Here is a 21373-nt window from a genome sequence, read left to right as displayed (position 1 = left end):
GCGGGGCTTTTTCTTGGCTGGACGTTTTGGACTTCACTACCCTCAAGCCCTGCGAACTCACTGTGGGAGCGGGCGTGCCCGCGAACACCGGCGCAGCCGGTGCCAGCCACCGCGTTGAATTCTTCGCGGGCGCGCCCGCTCCCACAGGACCGAGTGAGCCCGAAATCAGTGCTGCACCTTTAGGGTTTTAGCCGCGAAAAGGCCAGCCCAGGCACTGAATCAGTAGAGGTTAGGCTCCATCTCCAGCTCGACTCCGAACCGCTCGAGGATATCGCCCTGGATCCGCCGCGCCAGCGCATGCATCTGCACCCCGCTCGCCTGGCCGTAGTTGACCAGCACCAGCGACTGCAAACGATGCACCCCGGCATCCCCCTCGCGATGACCCTTCCAGCCTGCCTGTTCGATCAGCCAGCCTGCCGCCAGCTTCACCTGGCCATCGGCCTGGGGATAAGCCACCACCCCCGGGTACTGCGCACGGATACGCTCGACCAGTTCCGCCGAGACCACCGGGTTCTTGAAGAAGCTCCCGGCATTACCCAGCTCTGCCGGGTCTGGCAGCTTCTCGCGGCGAATGCTGCAGATCGCCTCGCTGATCGCCTGCGCGGTCGGCTCGGTCACGCCCTGCTCTGCCAACCGCTGGCGCACCGGGCCGTAATCCAGGTGAGCCTGCAGCGTACGGCTCAAGGCAAAACGCACACGCAGGATCAACCAACGCCCGGGGTTGCGCTTGAACAGGCTGTCGCGATACCCGAAGGCACATTCAGCCAGGCCGAAGTCACGCAACTCGCCGGTCTCACGGTCCAGGGCGGTCAGGCCGACGAACACGTCCTTGATCTCAACGCCATAGGCGCCCACGTTCTGCATCGGTGCGGCGCCCACAGTGCCGGGGATCAGGCTGAGGTTCTCCAGCCCGCAATAGCCCTGCGCCAGTGTCCACTGCACGAACGGGTGCCACGGCTCACCGGCCTCGGCCTCGACCACGATACGTTCGCCATCGTCGCTGAGCACGCGCCGGCCACGGCTGGCCATATGCAGCACCAGCGCATCGATATCGCGGGTCAGCAGCAGGTTGCTGCCACCGCCAATCACCAGCACCGGCACGCCGCCTTGCTGCGCCTGGGCCAGCGCCTGGCGCACCTCCTGGTCATCATGTGCCTGGGTGAAATACCGCGCCTTCACGTCGATGCCAAAGGTGTTGTAAGGCTTGAGCGATACCTGCTCCTGCCACTGCACTGTCATAGCCGCCCCTTGATTTCCAGGACCAGCGCCTGGCACGCCGCTTCAACCAGGTCGAGCACCTGCTCGAAGCCATCGGCGCCGCCATAGTACGGGTCTGGCACTTCATCCAGCGCTGCGCCATAGCGGCGCAGGAACAGGTCGAGCTCCCCCACTGCCGTGTGCGGGCGCATCGCACGCAAATGGCCAAGGTTGCTCTCGTCCATGGCCAGGATCAGGTCATATTCGGCAAAGTGCGCCGCCTTGACCTGCTGGGCGCGTTGCTGCGAAAGGTCATAGCCACGCGCCAGCGCTGCCTTGCAGGTGCGGCTGTCAGGCGCCTTGCCGACGTGCCAGTCGCCGGTGCCGGCCGAGGCCACATGCACCCGGTCGGCAAGCCCGGCAGCCTGCAATTGATGGCGCAGCACGCCTTCGGCGGTGGGCGAGCGACAGATATTGCCGAGGCAGACGAACAGGACGCGCATCAGGCCTCCAGCAAGCGCCGTACGCGCTCCAGGTCTTCAGGGGTATCCACGCCCACGGCAGGCGCCTCGATGGCGTCTTCGACGTGGATGCGCACGCCATGCCACAGGGCACGCAGCTGCTCCAGCGCTTCGGTCTGCTCGAGCCAGCACGGGCCCCAGCTGACGAAGTCCTGCAGGAAGCCGACGCGGTAGGCGTACATGCCGATATGGCGGCGATACGGCACGCCTTCTGGCAACAGGTTGCGGTCCTTGGCAAAAGTATCGCGGGCCCAGGGCAGCGGCGCACGGCTGAAGGTCAGGGCCAGGCCGTTCTTGTCGCTGATTACCTTGACCGCGTTGGGGTTGAACACGGTTTCCGGCTCATGGATCGGTTCGGCCAGGGTGGCGATACCGGCTTCCGGGTGCGCCGCCAGGTTGGCTGCCACCTGGTCGATGATCACCGGCGGGATCAGCGGTTCGTCGCCCTGCACGTTGACCACGATGGCATCGGCAGGCAGGCCGAGGTGCGCGGCCACTTCGGCCAGGCGGTCGGTGCCGGACTCATGGTCGGCACGGGTCAGCAGCACTTCGGCGCCGAAGGCCTTGCAGGCCTCTACGATGCTGGCGTCGTCGGTGGCGATGACCACGCGGCTGGCGCCGCTCTTGCGGGCCTGTTCCCACACATGCTGCACCATCGGCTTGCCGGCGATCGGCAGCAATGGCTTGCCCGGCAGGCGCGTGGAGCGCAGCCGGGCGGGGATCACCACGGTGAAATCCAGGCTCATTTGTCCAGACGCTCTTCATCAGTCAGGGTGCGCGCCTCGCTTTCCAGCATGACCGGGATGCCGTCGCGGATCGGGTAGGCCAGGCCGGCGCCCTTGCTGATCAGCTCGGTCTTGTCGGCACTGAGCTTGAGCGGGCCCTTGGTGATCGGGCAGGCCAGGATATCGAGCAGTTTGGTGTCCATTTGAGGCTTCCTTTAGGCCAGGTGGCCGGGAATTGAAAAAGGGCTCAGGGCTTGCGCAGCAAGCGTTGCAACTGGTTGTCGAACCAGGCACCGAAGGCCGGCGTCGGCTGCGCCTCGACGGCCAGGTACCACCAGTCGTCAGCGGCGAAGGCCCGGCATTTCACCGCATCCTTCTCGGTCATGACCAGCGGCAGCGGCGGGCTGAAGGCCAGGCTCTGGGCGCTGAACTGCGCATGGTCGGCAAAGGGGTGCGGCACCGGCTGCCAGTTTAGCCCCAGCAGGGTATTGAAGAAACGTTGCGGGTTGCCGATACCGGCCACCGCGTGCAGGCGTTGGCCTGCGGGGAAATGGTCGAGCGCGCGGCGCTCGCCGCTGCGCAGGTTGACCAGGGCGGACGGCTTCAGGCAGAAGCCGAAGCCATCGGCGCGGTCTGCGCTGGCGCCGTTGTAAAGCACCGCGTCAGCCTCGTGCAGGCGTTCGGCCGGCTCACGCAACGGCCCCGCCGGCAGGCAGCGGGCATTGCCCAGGCCGCGGGCGGCATCGATCAGCACCAACTCCAGGTCGCGGGCCAGGCGGTAGTGCTGCATGCCGTCGTCACACAGGATCAGGTCGAGGGGTTCGCTGGCCAGCAGTGCCTGCACCGCGCGCGAGCGGTCGGGGTCGATCATCAGCGGCACGCCGGTGCGCTGCACGATCAGCAGCGGCTCATCGCCGGCCTGCTCGGCGGCCTGGTCGGCCTGCACGCGCCAGGGTAGCTGCGGCGGCTTGGCGCCATAGCCACGGCTGACCACGCCCACCTTCAGCCCCTGCTGGCGGCAGTGCTCGATCAGCCAGAGGATCATCGGCGTCTTGCCGGTACCGCCCACGGTGATGTTACCCACCACGATGACCGGCACCGGGGCCCGGTAGCTGGCACTTTCGCCACTGAGAAAACGCGCCCGCTTGCGCGTGACCACGCGGCGATACAGTGCCTCCAGCGGGCGCAGCAGCGCCAGGGCCGGGTGCCCGGCGTACCAGGCGGCGAGCAGACGGTCGGCGAAGGCCATCAAGGTGTGCCCTGGGCCGCCTCGACAGTGGTCATGCGCAACTGGCTGAAACCGAGCTTGCCGGCGGCATCCATCGCAGTGACCACGGCCTGGTGCGGGGTCTTGCCGTCGGCGCTGATGGCCAGCGGCAGCTTGTTGTCGCCGCCCGACTCACGCTCGATCGCTTCGCTCAGGGTGGCCAGGTCGCTTTTGGGCAGCAGGTGGTTGTTCACCGAGTACACGCCTTCGGCGCTGATGGTGATTTCCACGAGTTTGCCCTGGTCGGGCGCCGCCGGCTCGGCGCTGGCGGCTTCAGGCAGCTCGACGCGCAGCTGGGTCTCGCGGGTGAAGGTGGTGGTGACCACGAAAAACAGCAGCAGGACGAACACCACGTCGATCAGCGACGCCAGGTTGATGTCGACGTTCTCCCGCTGGCGATTGCGCCGGAACTTCACGCCTTGCCTCCGGCCACTTCCACTTCACGGTCGCCCTGGATCACTTCCACCAGCTTGATCGCTTCCTGTTCCATGCCCACCACCAACTCGTCGATGCGGCGCAGCAGGAAGCGGTGGAAGAACACCGCCGGGATACCGACCATCAGGCCGGCCGCAGTGGTGACCAGGGCCTTGGAGATACCACCGGCCAGCACTGCGGCGTTGGCGGTCATCTGCGAGCCCATGAAGGCGCTGAAGATGTCGATCATGCCCAGCACGGTGCCCAGCAGGCCCAGCAGCGGGGCCATGGCGGCGATGGTGCCGAGGGTGCTGATGTAGCGTTCCAGTTCGTGGATGACGCGCGAGGCGGCCTCCTCGATGCATTCCTTCATGATTTCGCGGCCATGGCGCGAGTTGGCCAGACCGGCGGCAAGGATTTCGCCCAGTGGCGAATCGGCGCGCAGGGCCTTGAGCTTGTCACTGGTCAGTTGCTTGTCCTTGATCCACATCCACACCTGGCCCAGCAGGTGCGGCGGGCTGACGCGGCTGGCGCGCAGGGTCCACAGGCGCTCGACGACGATAGCCATGGCAGCGATGGAGCTCAGAATGATCGGCAGCATCATCCAACCACCGGACTTGACCAATTCCCACACAGTAAACGCCCCTTCGGAAAAAGGCCGCCACTCTACCATAGGCGCGCCGGGGGCTCATCTGCCGGAGGTCAGGGAAATGGGTTGGGGGGGTGGGGGTTCGCCATGACAGTTGCAGCGCCTGCGAGATCGAGCGCCGCCCGCGCGGCGCTTCGCAGCACAAGGCTGCTCCTACATCTGTTTCGGGCCAATTATTCCTGAGGCAAAGGCGCGCGGCCCCTTGGTGTCCACCTCGATATCGTGCCGGACAAGCAAGGCGGTCGCGCGCATTGGCACAGGCGTTACTGGCCCGAAACAGATGTAGGAGCAGCCTTGTGCTGCGAAGCGCCGCGCGGGCGGCGCTCGATCTCACAGGCGCTGAAAATGTAATGGCAAGCACCTGCAAGCCACTACACCTCACTGCGCCCGAACCCGCCAAAACCGCCGCTGACCCCGCACACCCTCCACCTCCCCCTGCCTCCCCAACACCAACCGCAACGCCCCCTGCTCCGCTGTGTCATGCATCACCACCCCATGCCGCCGATAACGTTCGACCACCTGCGCGTGCGGGTGCCCGAAGCTGTTGTTGCGCCCGCGCGAAATCAGTACCCCGCGCGGCGCCGTGGCGCGGATGAAGGCCTCGCTGGACGAACTGCGGCTGCCATGGTGCGGCGACTGCAGCCAGTCGATCCGCGGCGCTTCTGTGGCCGCCAGCCAGGCCCGTTCGGCACCGGCTTCCATATCTCCCGCCAGCAACAACCGCTCACCCTGCGCCTCGACCAGCAACACGCAGGAGCGGTCATTGCTGCTCTGCCCATCAGCCCAGCGCCACAGGGAAAAGCGCACGCCATCCCACGTCCACTGGTCGCCACTGACACAAGGCTGCAGTTGCATGTCATCCAGCACTTCGCCGCCGATCACCCGTTCGACCGGCAGGCCACGCATGATTGCGCCAGCACCACCGGCGTGGTCGGCATGGGCGTGGCTGACCAGCATCAGGTCCAGGCTGCCCACCCCTAGCTTGCGCAAGGTCGGCAACACCACCCGCTCGCCCAGGTCGCTCTCCCCCCTGGCCGGCCCGGCGTCGTACAGCAGGTCGTGATGCCGGGTGCGTAACAGCACCGCCAGCCCCTGGCCGACGTCCAGCTGCCAGACCTCGACCTGGCCGAACGGCACCGTCTCCGGGGGTACCCACAGCGCCAGCAGCATCACGCCACCCAACCCGCGCAGCGGTACGCCACGGGGCATCAAAACCAGCAACGTACCCAGGCACACCAGCAGCCAGGCCCACAATGGCAGAACTGCTGGCAGCCACGCCGACTGCTGTTGCGCCACCAACGCCAGCAGCCGGAAAAGCCCATCGAGCAGACCACCCGCCAGCCACAACAGCACCTCCCCTACCCCGCCCAGCGGCAGCAGCAAAGTTCCCAGCAACGCCAACGGCAGTACCGCCAGGCTGACCCAAGGCACCGCAACAAGGTTGGCCAGCGGCGCACTCAGGCTCACGGGCAAGCCCGTAGCCAGCAGCACCGGTAGCAAACCGATGGCAATTACCCATTGCGCCCGCGTCCAGGCCTGCCAGGGCCGCCAGCCGCCCAGGCGGGCACTGAAGCAATAGCCAAGCGTGGCCACGGCCGCGAACGACAGCCAGAACCCGGGCAGCAGCGCGGCCAACGGCTCCACCAGCAGCACGGCAACCAGCGCCAGCAGCAACGGCAAGGTCGCACCAAGGTGGCGAAAGCGCAGGCGCCAGAACATCACCACGGCCAGCATCAGGCAAGCACGCTGCACCGGTACACCACCACCTGCCAACCAACCGTAGGCCAGTGCCGCAGCCATGGCCAGGCCACACGCCCAGGGCAGCCAGGGCAACCGAGCGGGCCACAGCCCCCAACGCGCCAGCCCGGCAACCAGGCCATACAGCAAGCCGGCAACCAGGCCGATGTGCTGGCCAGAGATCACCAGCAGGTGCACCGTGCCGGTGGCCTGCAACGTTTGCCAGTCCTCCCGGGCCAGGCCCGCCCCGTCGCCAAGCACCAGCGCCACCAACGCTGCCTGCCGGCCATTGGCCTCGACTGCCAGCAGGCGCTGGCGCAGCGTGTCGCGCCAGCCGCCGGCAACCGGCGCCAGCAACTGCCCGGCCTTGACCGTACCGGTCGCACCGACGCGCCGCGCCAGCAATTGCGCCTCACGGTCCGGCCCATGCGGGTTGAGCAGCCCCGCCGGGCGCTGCAAGGTCACCGCCAGCCGCCACTGCTCGCCCGCGCGCAGCGGCGGGCCGTCGAACCAGCTCAGTTGCAGGCGCTGCGGCAGCTCTGCCCGCCGCGAGCGGGCCGCGTCCAGCTCGAAACGCACACCCTGCGCAGTCCGGGTCGGCAGGCCGACCACCTGGCCCTCAAGCCACAAGGTGCGGCCATCCAGCCCGGTGGCCAGGCGGTCATCCAGCGCCTGCTGCGCCGACCAGCAGGCCCAACACAGGCCCAGCAGAAAACAGCCCAGTGGCCACAGCCGGGTGAACAGGCCGAGGCCACCGACTGCAGCCAGCAGCACCAGCCATCCGACCGATGGCAATGCGGGGAGAAAGCCCAGGCACAACAGCCCGAGCGCGAGCGCAAACATCCCTGTGCGCATGAAGTAGAGCTCCAGAAGCGAAATCACCTTCTGAGGCATAGCCCAATTGCCGGCAGCGCTTGCTCAACAATTGTCACAAACTCTAAACGAGGCTGAGCGGGAATCAGGGCATACTGCCCGGATCAACGCTCCGGGAGCCTACATGCCGCGCCGACTTTTCAAACGCTACATGCCGGACCCGACCAGTATTCGGGAACACAAGTCCTTACGCTTTTTCGGCAAGTTGCTGCATGACCCGAACCTCTGGCACCTGAACCGCCATTCGGTGGCGAGGGCCATGGGCGTTGGCCTGTTCGCGGCGCTGATCCCGATGCCGGCGCAGATGCTGCTGGCCGCCGCGCTGGCCATTCCGCTGCGCGGCAACCTGCCGATCGCGGTCAGCCTGGTATGGCTGACCAACCCGCTGACCATGCCACCGGTGTTCTTCGTCACCTACATGACCGGCGCCTGGCTGATGCAGGTACCGCCGCGCACCCTGCCCGACGAGCTGACTTTCCAGTGGATCACCGACCAGCTGTCGACGCTGTGGCAACCCTTCCTGCTCGGCTCGGTAGTGTGCGGCGTGGTGCTGGGCATCCTCGGCTACTTCACCACCATGCTCTACTGGCGCTGGTGGGTGGGCCGGCAGTGGCGTCTGCGCCAATGCCGGTGCAAGGTGTCAGGCACGCATGCCGCGGCCGCTGACCAGCAGGCGAACGCACACCAGGTAGAGCACCGCGGTGGCGACCAGCATGAAGGTAATCGCCGTGCCAATGCTGATATCCGACACCCCTAGGATGCCGTAGCGGAACGAGTTGACCATGTGCAGCACCGGGTTGGCCAACGACACGGTCTGCCAGAACGGCGGCAGCAAGTTGATCGAGTAGAACACCCCGCCCAGGTAGGTCAGTGGTGTCAGCACGAAGGTCGGGATGATCGAGATGTCGTCGAAGTTGCGCGCGAACACCGCGTTGACGAAGCCCAGCAGCGAGAAAATGGTGGCGGTCAGCAGCACCACGACCACGGTCACGCCCAGGTGATGCACCTGCAGATGGGTGAAGAACAGCGACAGGAAGGTCACGATCACGCCCACCGCCAAGCCACGCAGCACGCCACCCAGCACATAACCGACGAGGATGGTGTGTGGCGATACCGGCGACACCATCAGCTCTTCGATGGAGCGCTGGAACTTGCTGCCGAAGAAGCTCGACACCACGTTGCCGTAGGAGTTGGTGATCACCGACATCATGATCAGCCCCGGCACGATGTATTCCATGTAGGTGAAGCCACCCATGTCGCCGATCTGCCGGCCGATCAGGTTACCGAAGATGACGAAGTACAGGACCATGGTGATCGCCGGCGGCAGCAGGGTCTGCGGCCAGATACGCAGGAAGCGCCGCACTTCGCGGTAGACGATGGTGTTCAGGGCGACCCAGTTGGTGCGTAGTTCCACACTCATACGGCCACCTTCGACAGGTTTTTTTCCACCAGGGACACGAACAGCTCCTCGAGTCGGTTGGTCTTGTTGCGCAGGCTCTGCACCTCGATGTTCTGCAGCGCCAGCTGGCCGAACAGCGCGGTGATGCCGATGTCCTTTTCCACCTGCACTTCCAGGGTGTGCGGGGTCAGCAACCGGCACGGGTAGCCCTGCAGCACCGGTGCAGTGGCCAGGTCCTGCTTGATGTCGAGCACGAAGGTTTCGACATGCAGCTTGCCCAGCAACTGGCGCATGCTGGTGTTCTCGACGATGGTGCCGTGGTCGATGATGCCGATGTTACGGCACAGCTGCTCGGCCTCTTCCAGGTAGTGGGTGGTGAGGATGATGGTGATGCCCTTCTGGTTCAGCTCGGTGAGGAAGCTCCACATCGAACGGCGCAGTTCGATGTCCACACCGGCGGTGGGCTCGTCGAGAATCAGCAGGCGCGGCTCGTGGATCAGTGCACGGGCAATCATCAGGCGGCGCTTCATGCCCCCCGACAGCGAACGCGATTGCACGTCACGCTTGTCCCACAGGCCGAGCTGGGTCAGATACTGCTCGGCACGCTCCTTGGCCACCTTGGGCGGGATGCCGTAGTAACCGGCCTGGGTCACGACGATGTCGAAGGTTTTCTCGAACTGGTTGAAGTTGAACTCCTGCGGCACCACGCCCAGGCAGCGCTTGAGCGCCGAGGGCTCGCGGTCCAGGTCGTGGCCGAACACGTTGACCGTGCCGCTGGTCTTGTTGACCAGGGTGGAGAGGATGCCGATGGTGGTGGACTTGCCCGCGCCGTTGGGGCCGAGCAAGGCGAAGAAGTCGCCTTCGGCAACATCCAGGTCGATGCCCTTGAGGGCCTGGAAGCCGTTGCCGTAGGTCTTGGTCAGCTGTCGGATGGACAGGGCGGAACTCATAGCGGGTCACTTACCGAGAAAAAGGTGCAGGACACGCCAGGTAAAGGCACTGGCGCAGTGAGTGCGGCCAATGGTGCTTGGCCTGGCCGCACAAGTACAGTCATGTGTATTGATAATGACTATCGAAGTAGCCGTGGTGTTCGATCAGGTCAGCGCAGTCATTACCGCTGCCTGGTACGCAGGGCGGGCCTTGAGGCGCTCGTACCAGGCCTCCAGGTGACGCATGGCCGGGCGCTCGATGGGCATTTCGAACCAGGCATAGATGAAGCTACCCAGTGGGATGTCGCCCATGCCGATCTGGTCACCGGAAAGGTACGGTTGTTTGGCCAGGGCTTCGTCGGCAATGGCCAGCAGCTGGGCGCATTGCTTGTGCGCAGCGTTGATCGCCACCCAGTCGCGCTGGTCTTCCGGGGTGCGCAACAGGCCCCAGAACATTGGGCGGAACGGCGTGGCGAAGGACGAGGTGGTCCAGTCCATCCACTTGTCCGCCAGGGCGCGCTGACGCGGGTCGTCCAAGTACCAGCCCTGCTCCGCACCGTATTCGGCGCACAGGTAGCGAACGATGGTGTTGGACTCCCACAGGGTCAGGGCGCCGTCTTCCAGCATCGGCACCAGGCCGTTGGGGTTGCGCGCGCGGTAGTGCGGCTCGTTGACCACGCCGAAGGCGCCGCCGGCATCGATCGACTCGAAATCCAGGCCCAGTTCGTGGGCGATCCACAGCGCCTTGCGCACATTGCTCGAATTCTTGCGGCCCCAGATCTTCAGCATGGCAACGTCCTTATGAATGCGGAGGTGGTGCAGTCTACTCCAGACTTTCGTCGCCTGTACCGGCCTCTTCGCGGGTAAACCCGCTCCTACAGGGTTCTGCGCCAGACCTGAGAGTGATGCAGTACCTGTGGGAGCGGGTTCACCCGCGAAGAGGCCGGTACAGGCACACACCGGACTGAAACTCCCGCCGCCATGCCCTGTCACTGTTCTGACCCGGCCGTTCGCAGCGTTGCGTCTAAGCTGTCTGGGACGGCTTACCCCCCTGGTTCCAAGGAGGACCGATTATGTTGCTGTTGTGGTTGGTAGTGCTGGTGATCGGCGCGGCGTACCTCACGCACCGGCGCCTGGCGCCCTTGCAAATTCTCGGCATCATGGCCGCTTATGTGCTGCTGATGGGCATTTTCAGCAGCGCTCCCGGCTGGCTGCTGACCCTGCTCTGGATAGCGCTGGCACTGAAAGTCGCCCTGGTGGCGCTGCCGGAATGGCGCCGCAAGGTATTCACAGGCCCCGTGTTCAACTGGTTCCAGCGTACCCTGCCGCCGATGTCGCAGACCGAGCGCGAGGCGATCGACGCGGGCACCGTATGGTGGGACGGCGAACTGTTCTGCGGCCGTCCCGATTGGCGCACCCTGCTCGCCTACCCGGCGCCGCAGCTGACCGAAGAAGAACAGGCCTTCATCGACGGCCCGACCGAACAACTGTGCGCCATGGTCAGCGACTGGCAGATCGGCCAGGACATGGACCTGCCGCCCGAAGCCTGGGCACATATCAAGCAGCATGGCTTCTTCGCCCTGATCATCCCCAAGGAATACGGCGGCAAGGGCTTTTCAGCCTACGCCCACTCCCAGGTGGCGATGAAACTGGCCACCCGCAGCGGCGACCTGGCTTCCACCGTGATGGTGCCCAACTCGCTCGGCCCGGCCGAACTGCTGCTGCATTACGGCACTGACGAACAACGCAACCACTACCTGCCACGCCTGGCGCGTGGCGAGGAAATCCCCTGCTTCGCCCTCACCGGCCCGCTGGCCGGCTCCGACGCAGGCGCCATGCCTGACACCGGGGTGGTCTGCAAGGGGCAATGGAACGGCGAAGAGGTCATCGGCCTGCGCCTGAATTGGGAAAAGCGCTATATCACCCTCGGGCCCGTCGCCACCCTGCTGGGCCTGGCGTTCAAGGCCTACGACCCGGACCACCTGTTGGGCGAGCAGGAAGAACTGGGTATCAGCCTGGCGCTGATCCCTACCGACACGCCCGGCGTCGAAATCGGCAAACGCCACCTGCCACTGGGCGCCGCGTTCATGAACGGCCCCAACAGCGGCAAGGACGTGTTCGTGCCGCTGGATTTCCTCATCGGTGGCCAGGCCATGCTCGGCAAGGGCTGGATGATGCTGATGAACTGCCTGTCGGTAGGCCGCTCCATCTCCCTGCCGGCAGTGGGCACTGGCGCAGCCAAATACACCAGTCTGGTCACCGGCCAGTACGCCAACATCCGCGAACAGTTCAATGTCCCGCTGGCTGCATTCGAAGGCATCCAGGAGTCGCTGGCACGCATCGGCGGCAATGCCTGGCTGATGGACAGCGCGCGGCTGCTGACCGCCAAGGCCGTGGACCTGGGCGAGAAGCCTTCGGTGCTGTCGGCAATCCTCAAGTACCACCTCACCGAGCGCGGCCGCGAATGCATCCAGCACGCCATGGACGTGCACGGCGGCAAGGCCATCATCATGGGACCGAACAACTACCTGGGCCGTAACTGGCAGGGTGCACCGATCTTCATCACCGTCGAGGGGGCGAACATTCTTTCGCGCAACCTGATGATCTTCGGCCAGGGCGCCATCCGCTGCCACCCGTTCGTGCTCAAGGAAATGGCCCTGGCCGCGCGCGAGGACCGCGATCAGGCATTGAGGGAATTCGACGACCTGTTGATGAAACACATCATGTTCGCCGCCGGCAATGCGGCCAGCACACTGATATTCAGCCTGGGGCTGGGGCGACTGGAATCCGTGCCCGGCGATACCCTGAGCCAAGGCTACTTCCGTGCACTCAACCGCCAGGCAGCGGCCTTCGCTCTGCTGGCTGACCTGTCGATGATGCTGCTGGGCGGCGCGCTGAAACGCCGTGAAAGGCTGAGCGCAAGGCTGGGGGATGTGCTGAGTTACCTGTACCTGTCCAGCGCCGCGCTCAAGCGCTATCACGACCTGGGCTCACCGGAACACATGCAGCCTTTGCTGCGCTGGGCGATGGAAGAGAGCCTGGGCCAGGCCGAAACAGCCCTGGACCGGTTGCTCGACAACTTCCCCAACCGCTTTGTCGGCTGCGCGCTACGGGTCTTGGTGTTCCCCTTCGGTCGCCGCCATACCGGGCCGAGCGATGAACTGGATGCCGAAGTGGCGGCGCTGATCGGTAGCAGCAAGGGCAACCCAGCCCTGGAGGAGCTGCTTGCAGGTTGCTTCCGCCCGCAGGCCGATGGCGACCCGGTAGCGGCACTACAGCGGGCCGCCGACTTGCTGGATGGGGCGGCCCCACTGCACAAGGCACTGCACCAGGCTATCAGGGAAGGCAAGGTTCGGCCTGCAACGGGGCAGTCGATAATCGATGCGGCAGTGGAAAGCGGTGCGCTACAGCCTGGCGAGGGGCAACGACTGCAGGAGGCAGAGCACGCCCGGCGGGCAGTGATCGATGTGGATGCCTTCGACAAGACACAGTTGCTGCCCGAACCAGGCAAGGTACGCTGAGCCAAGGGGCCGTTTTGCGGCCCCTTCTGTAACCCGCGTATACTCCGCCCCCGTTTCAACCACCCCGAGGACCGCCCCATGGCCACCCCCCATCTGGAATACCACCTGCAACTGCTCAACCACCTGCGTACCATCCTGGTGGCCCTGGGTGAAGCCGAGCAGGTACCGGAGGAAAGCCACGCCCTGTTCCTCGAGCGCTTCGACGAGCTGTTGAGCTTGCTGCCGCAAGACCCTCTGGAAAGCCAGTACCTGGGCCAAGACCTGATCTGCCAGGTAATCCAGCGCTACCCGCAAATCGCCCACCTGGTGCCACGCGACCTGCTTTGGTTCTTCGGCGGCGACTGCCTGCACTACATGCCGGATGAAGAGCTGAACCTGTACCAGGCCCTGGAAGAGCGCCGCTACGAATGCGAGCAGCGTGGCGAGGCGTTTGACTGGCTTGAGCAAAAGCAGCTGCTGGCTTCGGCGGCAGCCGATACCCGCCACTGATCCCGGGCTGCCCGGGCGAAGGGGTATGGCGCCCCTTCGGCCAGCCTGTTTCCCCCGGCATGTGCAACCTTCGCCTACAGACCCCCTGTGTTGCCCTGCGTACTCTGCCTGCGCGCTGAGATACATGAGTTCGCAGCCACTCAACACAGGGATCATCCAATGAAAAAAACACTATCCGTACTTGCGCTGAGCCTTTGCAGCAGCGCGGCAATGGCAAAACCCATCAAGTTCGAAGGTACTGTCAGCGGGCCTGGCACCTGCCCCATCCAGGTCGTTACCCCAGGCGGCCCAAGCCTGCCGCTGATCAACCTGGGTAACTTCAATACGTTCGACTTCACTGCAGTCGACCAGGAAACCCCCAAGGTACACTTCGCACTACGCGTACCGGGAAGCTGCGTGACCGGCACACAGAATGCCTATGCCACCTTCCAGGCGGGCTTGGGTGCGGATCCCGTCAACTCCGATCTTTATGCCCTCAAGGACGGCCTCGAATACAGCACCGGCCTGGGTCTGGCAATCAACGACCTCACGAGCCGCCTTGCGCCCAATACCGAGTCGATGGCCTATGAAGTAAAGGACACCGGCGATACCGAGATGGTCTTTTCCGCCCGCCTTGTCACCACTTCGGCAACGGTGACCGAAGGGCAGATCGATACCAACATCTCCTTCAATGTCGATATTCGCTGATTCAAGCCCCCCTGGCACCACCAGGGGGGACCAACCCGTTTCACCTCTCATGCCGGTCCCACCATGTCCATGACCCTGCTGCGCAAGTACGTATTCAGCTTTGCCTGCCTGGCAACGCTTTCCTCAACCACTGAAGCGGCATTGACCATCAGTGCCACCCGCGTTGTCCACCCCAGCGACAAACACAGCAGTTCGGTGGTTGTCGCCAACCCAAGCCAGGCACCTTATGCGGTGCAGGCCTGGGTAAACACGGCGGCCGACGACACCAGCACCGTAGTGCCTTTTGCCGTATCCCCCACCCTGTTCCGGCTCGACCCCAAGCGCGAGCAACTGGTCAAGATAAACGCCCTGCCAAACAACCTGCCCACCGATCGCGAATCGCTGTTCTACTTCAATGTGCAGGAAATTCCCCAGGTCGATAGCGCGCAGCAAAATGTGCTGAAGATCGCCATGCGCACCCGCATCAAGCTGTTCTACCGGCCCAGCCAGGTGCAAGGCGTGCCCGAGCAGCACCTGGACAGCCTGCAGTGGTCGCTGGCCAGCGAGAACGGCAAGACCTTCCTGCAGGTTCACAACCCCACGCCCTACCACTTTACCTTCGGCCGGCTGGAAGTGGGCAAAGCAGGCACAACCGAAAAGATCGACACGGCGCTGATGGCGCTGCCCATGCAAAACCAAGCCTTTGAACTGAAGACAACCCGCCCCGCAGAAGGATTGCAGGTACGCTTCAGCACAATCAACGACTACGGTGGCAGCACCCGGCTGGTGGAAAAACCGCTGCCCGGTTCGTCGATATGACGCAGCCGCTCAGTCGTGCAAGTCCAGGTCAAGTATTGGAAAGTTGGGCGATGGCGGCCAGGTCAGGCCTTGATCGAAACTGACAGAAACCCGCACAGTGAGCAGGTCACGCTTGAGCGAAAGCAGAAAAGCCTTGGTCGCCTTGAGCGCATCATCAAACCCCAAGCCGTTTTCCACTTCCTCCAAGGTCAAGGCATGGTCTTTCAGCACCTCCTGGATCATTGGCTTACCCTGGTCATCCACACCGCTGACGACCAACGTGACCCGGTGATCCGTATGGCTATAGCGCCAGGCATCGAGGGTGATGGTCAATCCCTCTTCAGGGACATTGGACAGAAAAACCGTTTTATGGCTGGAAGGGCTCACGTTTGGCGTCGTAAGCCCTTGAGTGAGCGGCAAGAACGATACCAGGCGTACATCAGACGGATGAACCTTGCCATTCTTGTCCGTCACCTGATAGTACACTTTCAGCACTTTGCCGCTGTGTTGTGCAATCAGGTTCAGCGGAATATCGTACTGCCCGGGAAAACCGGGGGCTTCTTCTGTCGCCAGGTAGCTGCCGACACCACCCGGCTCCCCCCATGAAACCTCGACCTTCTCCCCTGGGAATACAGCCCCCGATGGCACAGTCACCCGCATGTAGTTCAGCTTCTTGTTGGGGTCCAGTTGCACCTGTTGCCCGCTTCCCGTGGCATAGGTAATTTCCGGCCAGGTCAGGTCCCTGGGCACAGGCGCGGTATCAACCTTCAGCTGAACCACTTTCGGCTCTTCGGGTGTACTCTTGTTACCGGCGTAATCGTTTAACCGGTAATGCGCAAAACGAGTTCCGTCCCCCCGCTCACGGACGGTATCGCCAGGGATTTCCACGATGACGGGAAAGCCCTCCTGTTCGATTACCTTCTCGGCAACAAGGTTGTCGTCGTATAACTGCGCATCCCAAAACCAGCGAATGCGGTCTCCTGGCACAAAGGTCTGATAGTCCGGCACCCGTGCGACAAGCACATCATCGTGTCGTTCCAGGTAATCCGCCGTTACGCCCTCAGTGAGCACTTCTGCGTCGAATATCAGGCTACCGCGATCGCCGCCCAACGTGGGCCCGGTCAAGTCCAAGGTTATGGTCCGCGGCTCCGAGCACCGTTCCGCCCCGTTGTAACCTTTGACCCTGTAGGTCAACTCAGGCGTGCTGTCGTCCTTGAGGTACTCCAGGGGAATCTCGACGTAGTAATCGTCCGGTGCAATGGGGGCCACCCATTGCCTGGTTTCGCCTATCTGCACACCATCGCACAACAGCACCAGTGTCTCCGGCATGTCATGGGAGGGGTTGGAACCCGGCCATGGCGTGACATTCACACGCAGGGGCTTTTCCAGCAGGCCCAGAGGGATGACGTTTTGCGCGCCCCCCTCCAGGTTTTCAAGCGAGCCTTCCACCCAAGGTGGAGGAAAAAGCGGATCCGACTTCCCGTTTCGCATAACTCAACCTCCAACGTGTCCAGTCCGGCGCAATGAACGGCTCGCCATGGTTTACCAGCTGTAACGCACTCCCAGGTTGACGCCCCACGGCTGCTCCAGTCCCTTGCCGTTGCTGTAGTCGAAGTCGGCATGCAACTGCAGGCGGTCCATCAACGACACCGCCACCCCCATGCCCAGCTCCCCACGCGAACCCGAGAGGTCATTGTCGAACTGGTGATCGTTGACCTTTACCTGGTTGTTGTTGGCAAACTCGTGCACATAGGCCAGACGCACATAGGGTTGCAGCCACTGCCCACCCTCGAGCGTGATGGTGCGGCCCGCCGTCGCGCCGGCCTTGCCCAGTACGGAACGCGTGGCATCACCGTCGGCCTTCAAGCCGTTGTCCAGGTGGTAATCCGCCGACCACCGACAACTGCCCGAAAGGCTCGACGAAGTAGCCATCGTCCAACGCCAGGTGGCGCCCGAACTCCACCGACGCCCCCAGGCCGACGTTGTCATAATCGCCTTCGGTTCGCTGGCCATCGCTGAGGCTGACCTTGGCCTGGTTGTCGAAGCGGTTTAGCTTGACCACGCTGTCCAGGTAATAGCCGCTCTGGGCATCCAGCCAGGTGGCATACAGCCCCAGGTAGTAGCTTTTCACCTCACCCGAGGCGCCACGGGTCAGGTTCAGGTCCGAGCTGCTGTAGCCGGCCATCACCCCGGCCAGCCATTGGCCGTCACCCCACGGCAACGGGGTATCGGCACCCAGCGAGAAGCCCTGTTGCACCTGGCTGTACGGCGTACCGGTAGAAGAAGAAACGTTGTACTTGTTGCCATAGCTACGCGCCCACAGGCCTGATTTACGCTCGTCGAGGCGCAGTTCCCCCATGCGGCTGCGCAGGGATGACAGCTCGCCATACCACACGGTCGGTGCGGTATTGAACAAGGCCATGGCCGCCTCGGTGCTTGGGCTTACCACCTTGGTCGCGCCATCCAGGTACCAGTCATTGCCACGCTGCACCAGGTCATAAGAGAACGCCCCCAGGTCCACCGGCCCGTTAAGCAGGGAGAACTGCGCATCCCCCGCCGCGGCGTGAACCAGGTGCAAGCTGTTTGCCTGGGTGGGTTCGCTGCCGCTGCTGCCCACCAGCAGGCTGTGGTTGCCGGTGGCCGTGCCGGTAATGTCGAGGAAGTCGCTTTGGGCGCTGCTGAAGTCGGCGTCCATGATGAACGTACCACTGCCCGACAGGCTGCCCAGGGTAAGGCGCTGGTACTGCGTGGCCTCACCGAACCGCACCGAGCCCCCCGCCATGGTCAGTTGCCCGAGTTCACTGTCCTCCACCATGTTCCAGCGGCCGCCATCATTCAGCGCCAGGCGTTCGACATTGGTCAGGCGCCCGGTCAGGCTGGCCTGGTTGCCCAAAGTCAGATTGGCACTGGAACCGGCCTCCACCCACACATCACCCACCAGGTTGCTGCCCTCGACCTGCATCGTGGCATTCGAGCTGTTCGCCACTTCCAGCAGGTTGCCATTGCTGCCGAGCAGCGTAGTACCGCCCGTGACGATGATCGTCGCATCGCCGGGCGCCTGGTTTGCACTACCCACCCGGATGGCGGCGCCATTCTGGCCTTCCACGTGCGTGCCCTGCAGATTGATCAATGCAGGTTTAGTCGAAAGGCCATCGCCAACCACCCGGATGCCATCCGTGGCGCCGGTCAGCCGGCTGTTGGTCGCATCCAGCCGGGCATCGCCAAACAGCAAGGCAGCACCGGCCGCCCCTTTACTCACCAGCGTACTGTCAGTCAGGGAAAGATGAGAACTGCCGGCCACTCTGGCGCCGCCTATACCCCCTTCGATATGGCTGTCATTTACCGACACCCTGGCGCCAGCCGTCGCACTGCGCAGCACATCGAGGCCGAACAGGTTGCTGGTAAGGCGCGAGCCACTGGTGATGGTTGCCGAAGCACCGCCGTTGACCATGACCGCAGCGACCCCGGTGGCTGACACCGTGGAGCCCTCAAGGTGCAGACCACCGCCTGTACGCACGTCGATCTGCTGTGTGGTAGCGCCCTCGGCTACCAAGCGCCCGCCGTCAGTGACCCTGTAGCTGTCAACAGGGGTGCCGGCACCGATAGTTTTCTCATGGTCCACCAACGTCAAGGCATTTGCCGGCCCGACAAGAAATACGGTCGAAGCGCCCAGTAATAATTGCCCAAAGGCTAGCGCCACGGGGGTCTGGGTAAAACTGCGTTGCTTGATCATTGCACCTTTGCCTCATCGATTTACCCGTGAACGGGCAGCAGAAACGTGAGCAAGGCTATTAAGAAATCGCCTAAAACCATGTAGGAAAAGCCTGATGATCAATGCGACTTTTCAACAGCCATGCTCAATATGCTGTGCCGCCAACGCTCAAGGGCGAACGAGAGGGCATTCCTCACCAAAACTGTGCATTGATACCACCGCCCCGGCAGGGTCGGATGTGACCGTTTTACCACTGCGTTCAAATGCATAAGTAAATGACGCCAGCCCGTCATAACTGGCTCCAGGATCGAATTCGATAATTGGCTTCAGGCCGTCAGCGTAAGGGATACGCCACACGAACCCGGTCGGCGGATTGTCCGTATCCAACTCGATAGTTTGCTCGTATTTGGCACCTGGTATATCGGGCCCACCGGGAGACGTACCGTGCGTCACCGTCCAGGTGAGCGTCAATTGCGCACCAACGGCCAACCACTCGCTCAAGTCAGGGATATCAATACGTACACCGGGTTGGGTATCCGTTGGATCTGCAAGATCAAACAAGGCGGTACAATTCAGCCAGACGCGCCCTCCGCTATTGAACCCACCCTGGAACTGCCCAGCTTCAGGGTGCAGGACAATAGCCTCCACCTGAATAGACTGAGGGTTGGATACGGCTTTGTTCGGCACGTCTTTACGGCTGACCACGTAGTGAGCGGAGCGGTCGCCATTATCGTGCTGCCAAATGTATACCCACGGAATCGTCACTTCTATTTCGTTGCCGAGATCAGCCGCCTTGAGTACATAATCCGCCTCGGATACATGCTCATCCGAATAGTAGAACTCGACCAGATCACCTTCCATGAACGCGGTATCGATCGTTACTTTAAGTGCGGCATCGGCCAGTTCATCCGCCTCGGTCAGCCGGTTTTTCAGGTTCTCGTTACCCCCATAAACATCCGGCAGGACCATTTCCGGGTTCACAGGCCCCGGCCATTCCGGGTCCGGCTCAGGCACGACTGGGCCAATGCGCTCAAGGTTGACGCCGAATGAATCCTTTTCACCGCCCAACAGGTAGTCACCGCGGTGTACCTCATACGTGACTTCGACCGGTTTCACGCCGGTAGAGCCTTTTCCATAAATAGCCAGGACAACGCTGGCAGGGATGGCCAGCTTGACCGGGAACGTGCCGACAGTCCGCGTTTCGAAAGTATGCGTACCCCACTTGATCGTGATCAGGTCAGTCGCCTTGAAATGCAGGAAGGCACCAATTTCCACCGTAATACCGTTGAACACGGCATCCTGGTCCACCACTCCGCCGTTCATGCCCAAGACCAGGGGCCTTTTGAAGTCCGCCGGGGTAGGCAAATTGCCAGTCGCCACCGTAACGCGCGTGGGCACTGACACGGCACTCACATTGCCGGCAATGTCCTTTAAAAGGTAGGCAATATGGATGCCGCCATCCCCTGCATCCCGAATGACCTTCTCAGGCACCGGTATCGACAATGGCACTGCAGAGACAGGCGTGAAGCCGTCAGGCACCAGGTCGCCCGGGTCGCTGGGCACTTCCCTGCGCCAGATCCACGCCACGATGTCTCTGGCATCCCAATCCGGATAGGCGGGCAACGCAAGCTTGACCGCACCAATATTGGCATCCAGCACAGCGGCAATAGCCGGGAAAGCTGTCGGAAGTCGATTTGGATAAGGAGCCACACGATCGAAAATCAGGTTCAACGGGAGGAAATCAACAGGCAAGGGACTATTGTAAGGAATCACCCTGATAAAAAAACCATGTTTGCCTTCACCCCATGATTTTACCTTTGCCTTATCCAACTTCACCTGGAAGGGAAAAGTACTGTCCCTATCATATTGACCACTGTGGAGCTCCTCCTCCACCCCGCCCTCTGGCAGGTGATACAGCCACATCTGGTCAAACTCTCCCATGGTGGGATCACCTGCGGCCTTCCAGTTCTTGATCGTCAAAGAAATCTCGATGGCATCGTCGGTCAAAACCTCACTGCGCATCGTACCGTCGGATGTGTCTGCCAAGAGCGTCAGGTCGATTTCAGGTGAGACAGGCGCAAATACAACATCAGCCACGGTCACGCTTTCTATTTTCATTTTGGCGCCTCAGCAGTTCGAGAGGGAGTTGTCGAAAAACACATGAATATTTAGAACCGAGGCTACCCCCCACACAACTGACAGTTTTATCAGTTGCCAGAAAGACCTCCTTGCTTTCCATGCACAGACTGGAAATTAAAAAGCTCGCGCTAACGCGTAATGCTGTTCACTCAAGCGATTGGGGCCGCCTTGCGGCCCTTCGCGGGCAAGCCCGCGCCTACAGGATTGTGCGTACCTTGAGGCTTGCACCGTACCTGTGGGAGCGGGCTTGCCCGCGAAGGGCTGCAAGGCAGCCCCAATCGATGTCACATCAGACTTGAGTGAACAACATTACACACTAACGCGGGCTTTCACTGTA

Annotated in this window: 17 protein-coding genes and 2 pseudogenes; 5 read left to right on the top strand and 14 right to left on the bottom strand. The window is 62.9% G+C overall.

Annotated features, from left to right (window positions below):
• Positions 1-219: 219 nt before the first annotated feature.
• From murB to ACGLHT_RS25400, 8 genes are all read right to left on the bottom strand, one after another.
• Positions 220-1239: a UDP-N-acetylmuramate dehydrogenase gene (murB, locus tag ACGLHT_RS25435; RefSeq protein WP_274079382.1), complete on the bottom strand. Its 1020-nt coding sequence runs from the start codon at positions 1237-1239 to the stop codon at positions 220-222.
• Positions 1236-1700 (bottom strand): low molecular weight protein-tyrosine-phosphatase, encoded by a 465-nt coding sequence (locus ACGLHT_RS25430; protein ID WP_003259973.1) that lies wholly within the window; start codon positions 1698-1700, stop codon positions 1236-1238. Before ACGLHT_RS25430 ends, murB begins: the two co-directional genes overlap by 4 nt.
• Entirely contained in the window at positions 1700-2464 is a 765-nt protein-coding gene (kdsB, locus tag ACGLHT_RS25425; RefSeq protein WP_025338209.1) for a 3-deoxy-manno-octulosonate cytidylyltransferase, read from the bottom strand. The genes ACGLHT_RS25430 and kdsB overlap by 1 nt, the downstream gene beginning before the upstream one ends.
• Entirely contained in the window at positions 2461-2646 is a 186-nt protein-coding gene (locus ACGLHT_RS25420; RefSeq protein WP_011532874.1) for a Trm112 family protein, read from the bottom strand. The genes kdsB and ACGLHT_RS25420 overlap by 4 nt, the downstream gene beginning before the upstream one ends.
• A gap of 44 nt (positions 2647-2690) precedes the next feature.
• Positions 2691-3692, bottom strand: coding sequence for a tetraacyldisaccharide 4'-kinase (gene lpxK / locus ACGLHT_RS25415; RefSeq protein WP_137163272.1), 1002 nt, complete (start codon positions 3690-3692; stop codon positions 2691-2693).
• Positions 3692-4126, bottom strand: coding sequence for a biopolymer transporter ExbD (locus ACGLHT_RS25410; protein WP_013971564.1), 435 nt, complete (start codon positions 4124-4126; stop codon positions 3692-3694). The genes lpxK and ACGLHT_RS25410 overlap by 1 nt, the downstream gene beginning before the upstream one ends.
• A complete protein-coding gene (locus tag ACGLHT_RS25405; RefSeq protein ID WP_027919457.1) occupies positions 4123-4758 on the bottom strand; it encodes a MotA/TolQ/ExbB proton channel family protein in 636 nt (211 codons plus the stop codon). Before ACGLHT_RS25405 ends, ACGLHT_RS25410 begins: the two co-directional genes overlap by 4 nt.
• A gap of 393 nt (positions 4759-5151) precedes the next feature.
• Entirely contained in the window at positions 5152-7365 is a 2214-nt protein-coding gene (locus ACGLHT_RS25400) for a DNA internalization-related competence protein ComEC/Rec2 (protein WP_274120104.1), read from the bottom strand.
• Positions 7366-7507: 142 nt separating this feature from the next.
• Here ACGLHT_RS25400 and ACGLHT_RS25395 point away from each other — a divergent pair.
• Positions 7508-8014, top strand: a pseudogene (locus ACGLHT_RS25395) (DUF2062 domain-containing protein); the annotation flags it as partial.
• A gap of 9 nt (positions 8015-8023) precedes the next feature.
• Here the strand turns inward: ACGLHT_RS25395 and ACGLHT_RS25390 are convergent.
• The 3 genes from ACGLHT_RS25390 to ACGLHT_RS25380 all read right to left on the bottom strand — a co-directional run bounded on the left by ACGLHT_RS25390 (position 8024) and on the right by ACGLHT_RS25380 (position 10500).
• Positions 8024-8803, bottom strand: coding sequence for an ABC transporter permease (locus tag ACGLHT_RS25390; RefSeq protein ID WP_003260104.1), 780 nt, complete (start codon positions 8801-8803; stop codon positions 8024-8026).
• Positions 8800-9732 carry an ABC transporter ATP-binding protein gene (locus ACGLHT_RS25385; protein WP_085693398.1) on the bottom strand — a complete coding sequence of 311 codons (933 nt, stop codon included), beginning with the start codon at positions 9730-9732 and terminating at the stop codon, positions 8800-8802. The genes ACGLHT_RS25390 and ACGLHT_RS25385 overlap by 4 nt, the downstream gene beginning before the upstream one ends.
• Positions 9733-9876: 144 nt before the next feature.
• Positions 9877-10500, bottom strand: a complete 624-nt coding sequence (locus ACGLHT_RS25380) for a glutathione S-transferase (RefSeq protein ID WP_274120103.1) — start codon at positions 10498-10500, stop codon at positions 9877-9879.
• 284 nt (positions 10501-10784) lie between these two features.
• Between ACGLHT_RS25380 and ACGLHT_RS25375 the strand changes: the two genes are divergently transcribed.
• The 4 genes from ACGLHT_RS25375 to ACGLHT_RS25360 all read left to right on the top strand — a co-directional run bounded on the left by ACGLHT_RS25375 (position 10785) and on the right by ACGLHT_RS25360 (position 15206).
• A complete protein-coding gene (locus tag ACGLHT_RS25375) occupies positions 10785-13232 on the top strand; it encodes an acyl-CoA dehydrogenase (protein ID WP_274120102.1) in 2448 nt (815 codons plus the stop codon).
• Positions 13233-13310: 78 nt separating this feature from the next.
• A complete protein-coding gene (locus ACGLHT_RS25370) occupies positions 13311-13721 on the top strand; it encodes a PA2817 family protein (protein ID WP_137163269.1) in 411 nt (136 codons plus the stop codon).
• 159 nt (positions 13722-13880) lie between these two features.
• Complete coding sequence (locus tag ACGLHT_RS25365; RefSeq protein WP_170978822.1) at positions 13881-14408, top strand: fimbrial protein; 528 nt, start codon at positions 13881-13883, stop codon at positions 14406-14408.
• Positions 14409-14471: 63 nt separating this feature from the next.
• Complete coding sequence (locus ACGLHT_RS25360; RefSeq protein ID WP_274079390.1) at positions 14472-15206, top strand: molecular chaperone; 735 nt, start codon at positions 14472-14474, stop codon at positions 15204-15206.
• Positions 15207-15215: 9 nt separating this feature from the next.
• On the opposite strand, the gene ACGLHT_RS25355 is transcribed toward ACGLHT_RS25360, so the two are convergent.
• From ACGLHT_RS25355 to ACGLHT_RS25345, 3 genes and pseudogenes are all read right to left on the bottom strand, one after another.
• Positions 15216-16676, bottom strand: coding sequence for a hypothetical protein (locus tag ACGLHT_RS25355; RefSeq protein ID WP_274120101.1), 1461 nt, complete (start codon positions 16674-16676; stop codon positions 15216-15218).
• 51 nt (positions 16677-16727) lie between these two features.
• Positions 16728-18918 (bottom strand): annotated as a pseudogene (locus ACGLHT_RS25350) (autotransporter outer membrane beta-barrel domain-containing protein).
• Between the two features lie 147 nt (positions 18919-19065).
• On the bottom strand, positions 19066-21015 hold the full coding sequence (locus ACGLHT_RS25345; RefSeq protein ID WP_274120100.1) for a hypothetical protein: 1950 nt from the start codon (positions 21013-21015) through the stop codon (positions 19066-19068).
• Positions 21016-21373 lie beyond the last annotated feature (358 nt).

The sequence above is a fragment of the Pseudomonas sp. PsB genome, from assembly GCF_043658375.1.
Lineage (GTDB): Bacteria > Pseudomonadota > Gammaproteobacteria > Pseudomonadales > Pseudomonadaceae > Aquipseudomonas > Aquipseudomonas putida_Z.
The sequence above is the reverse complement of the archived record's forward strand: the minus strand, read 5'-3'. Positions and strand labels throughout refer to the sequence as shown.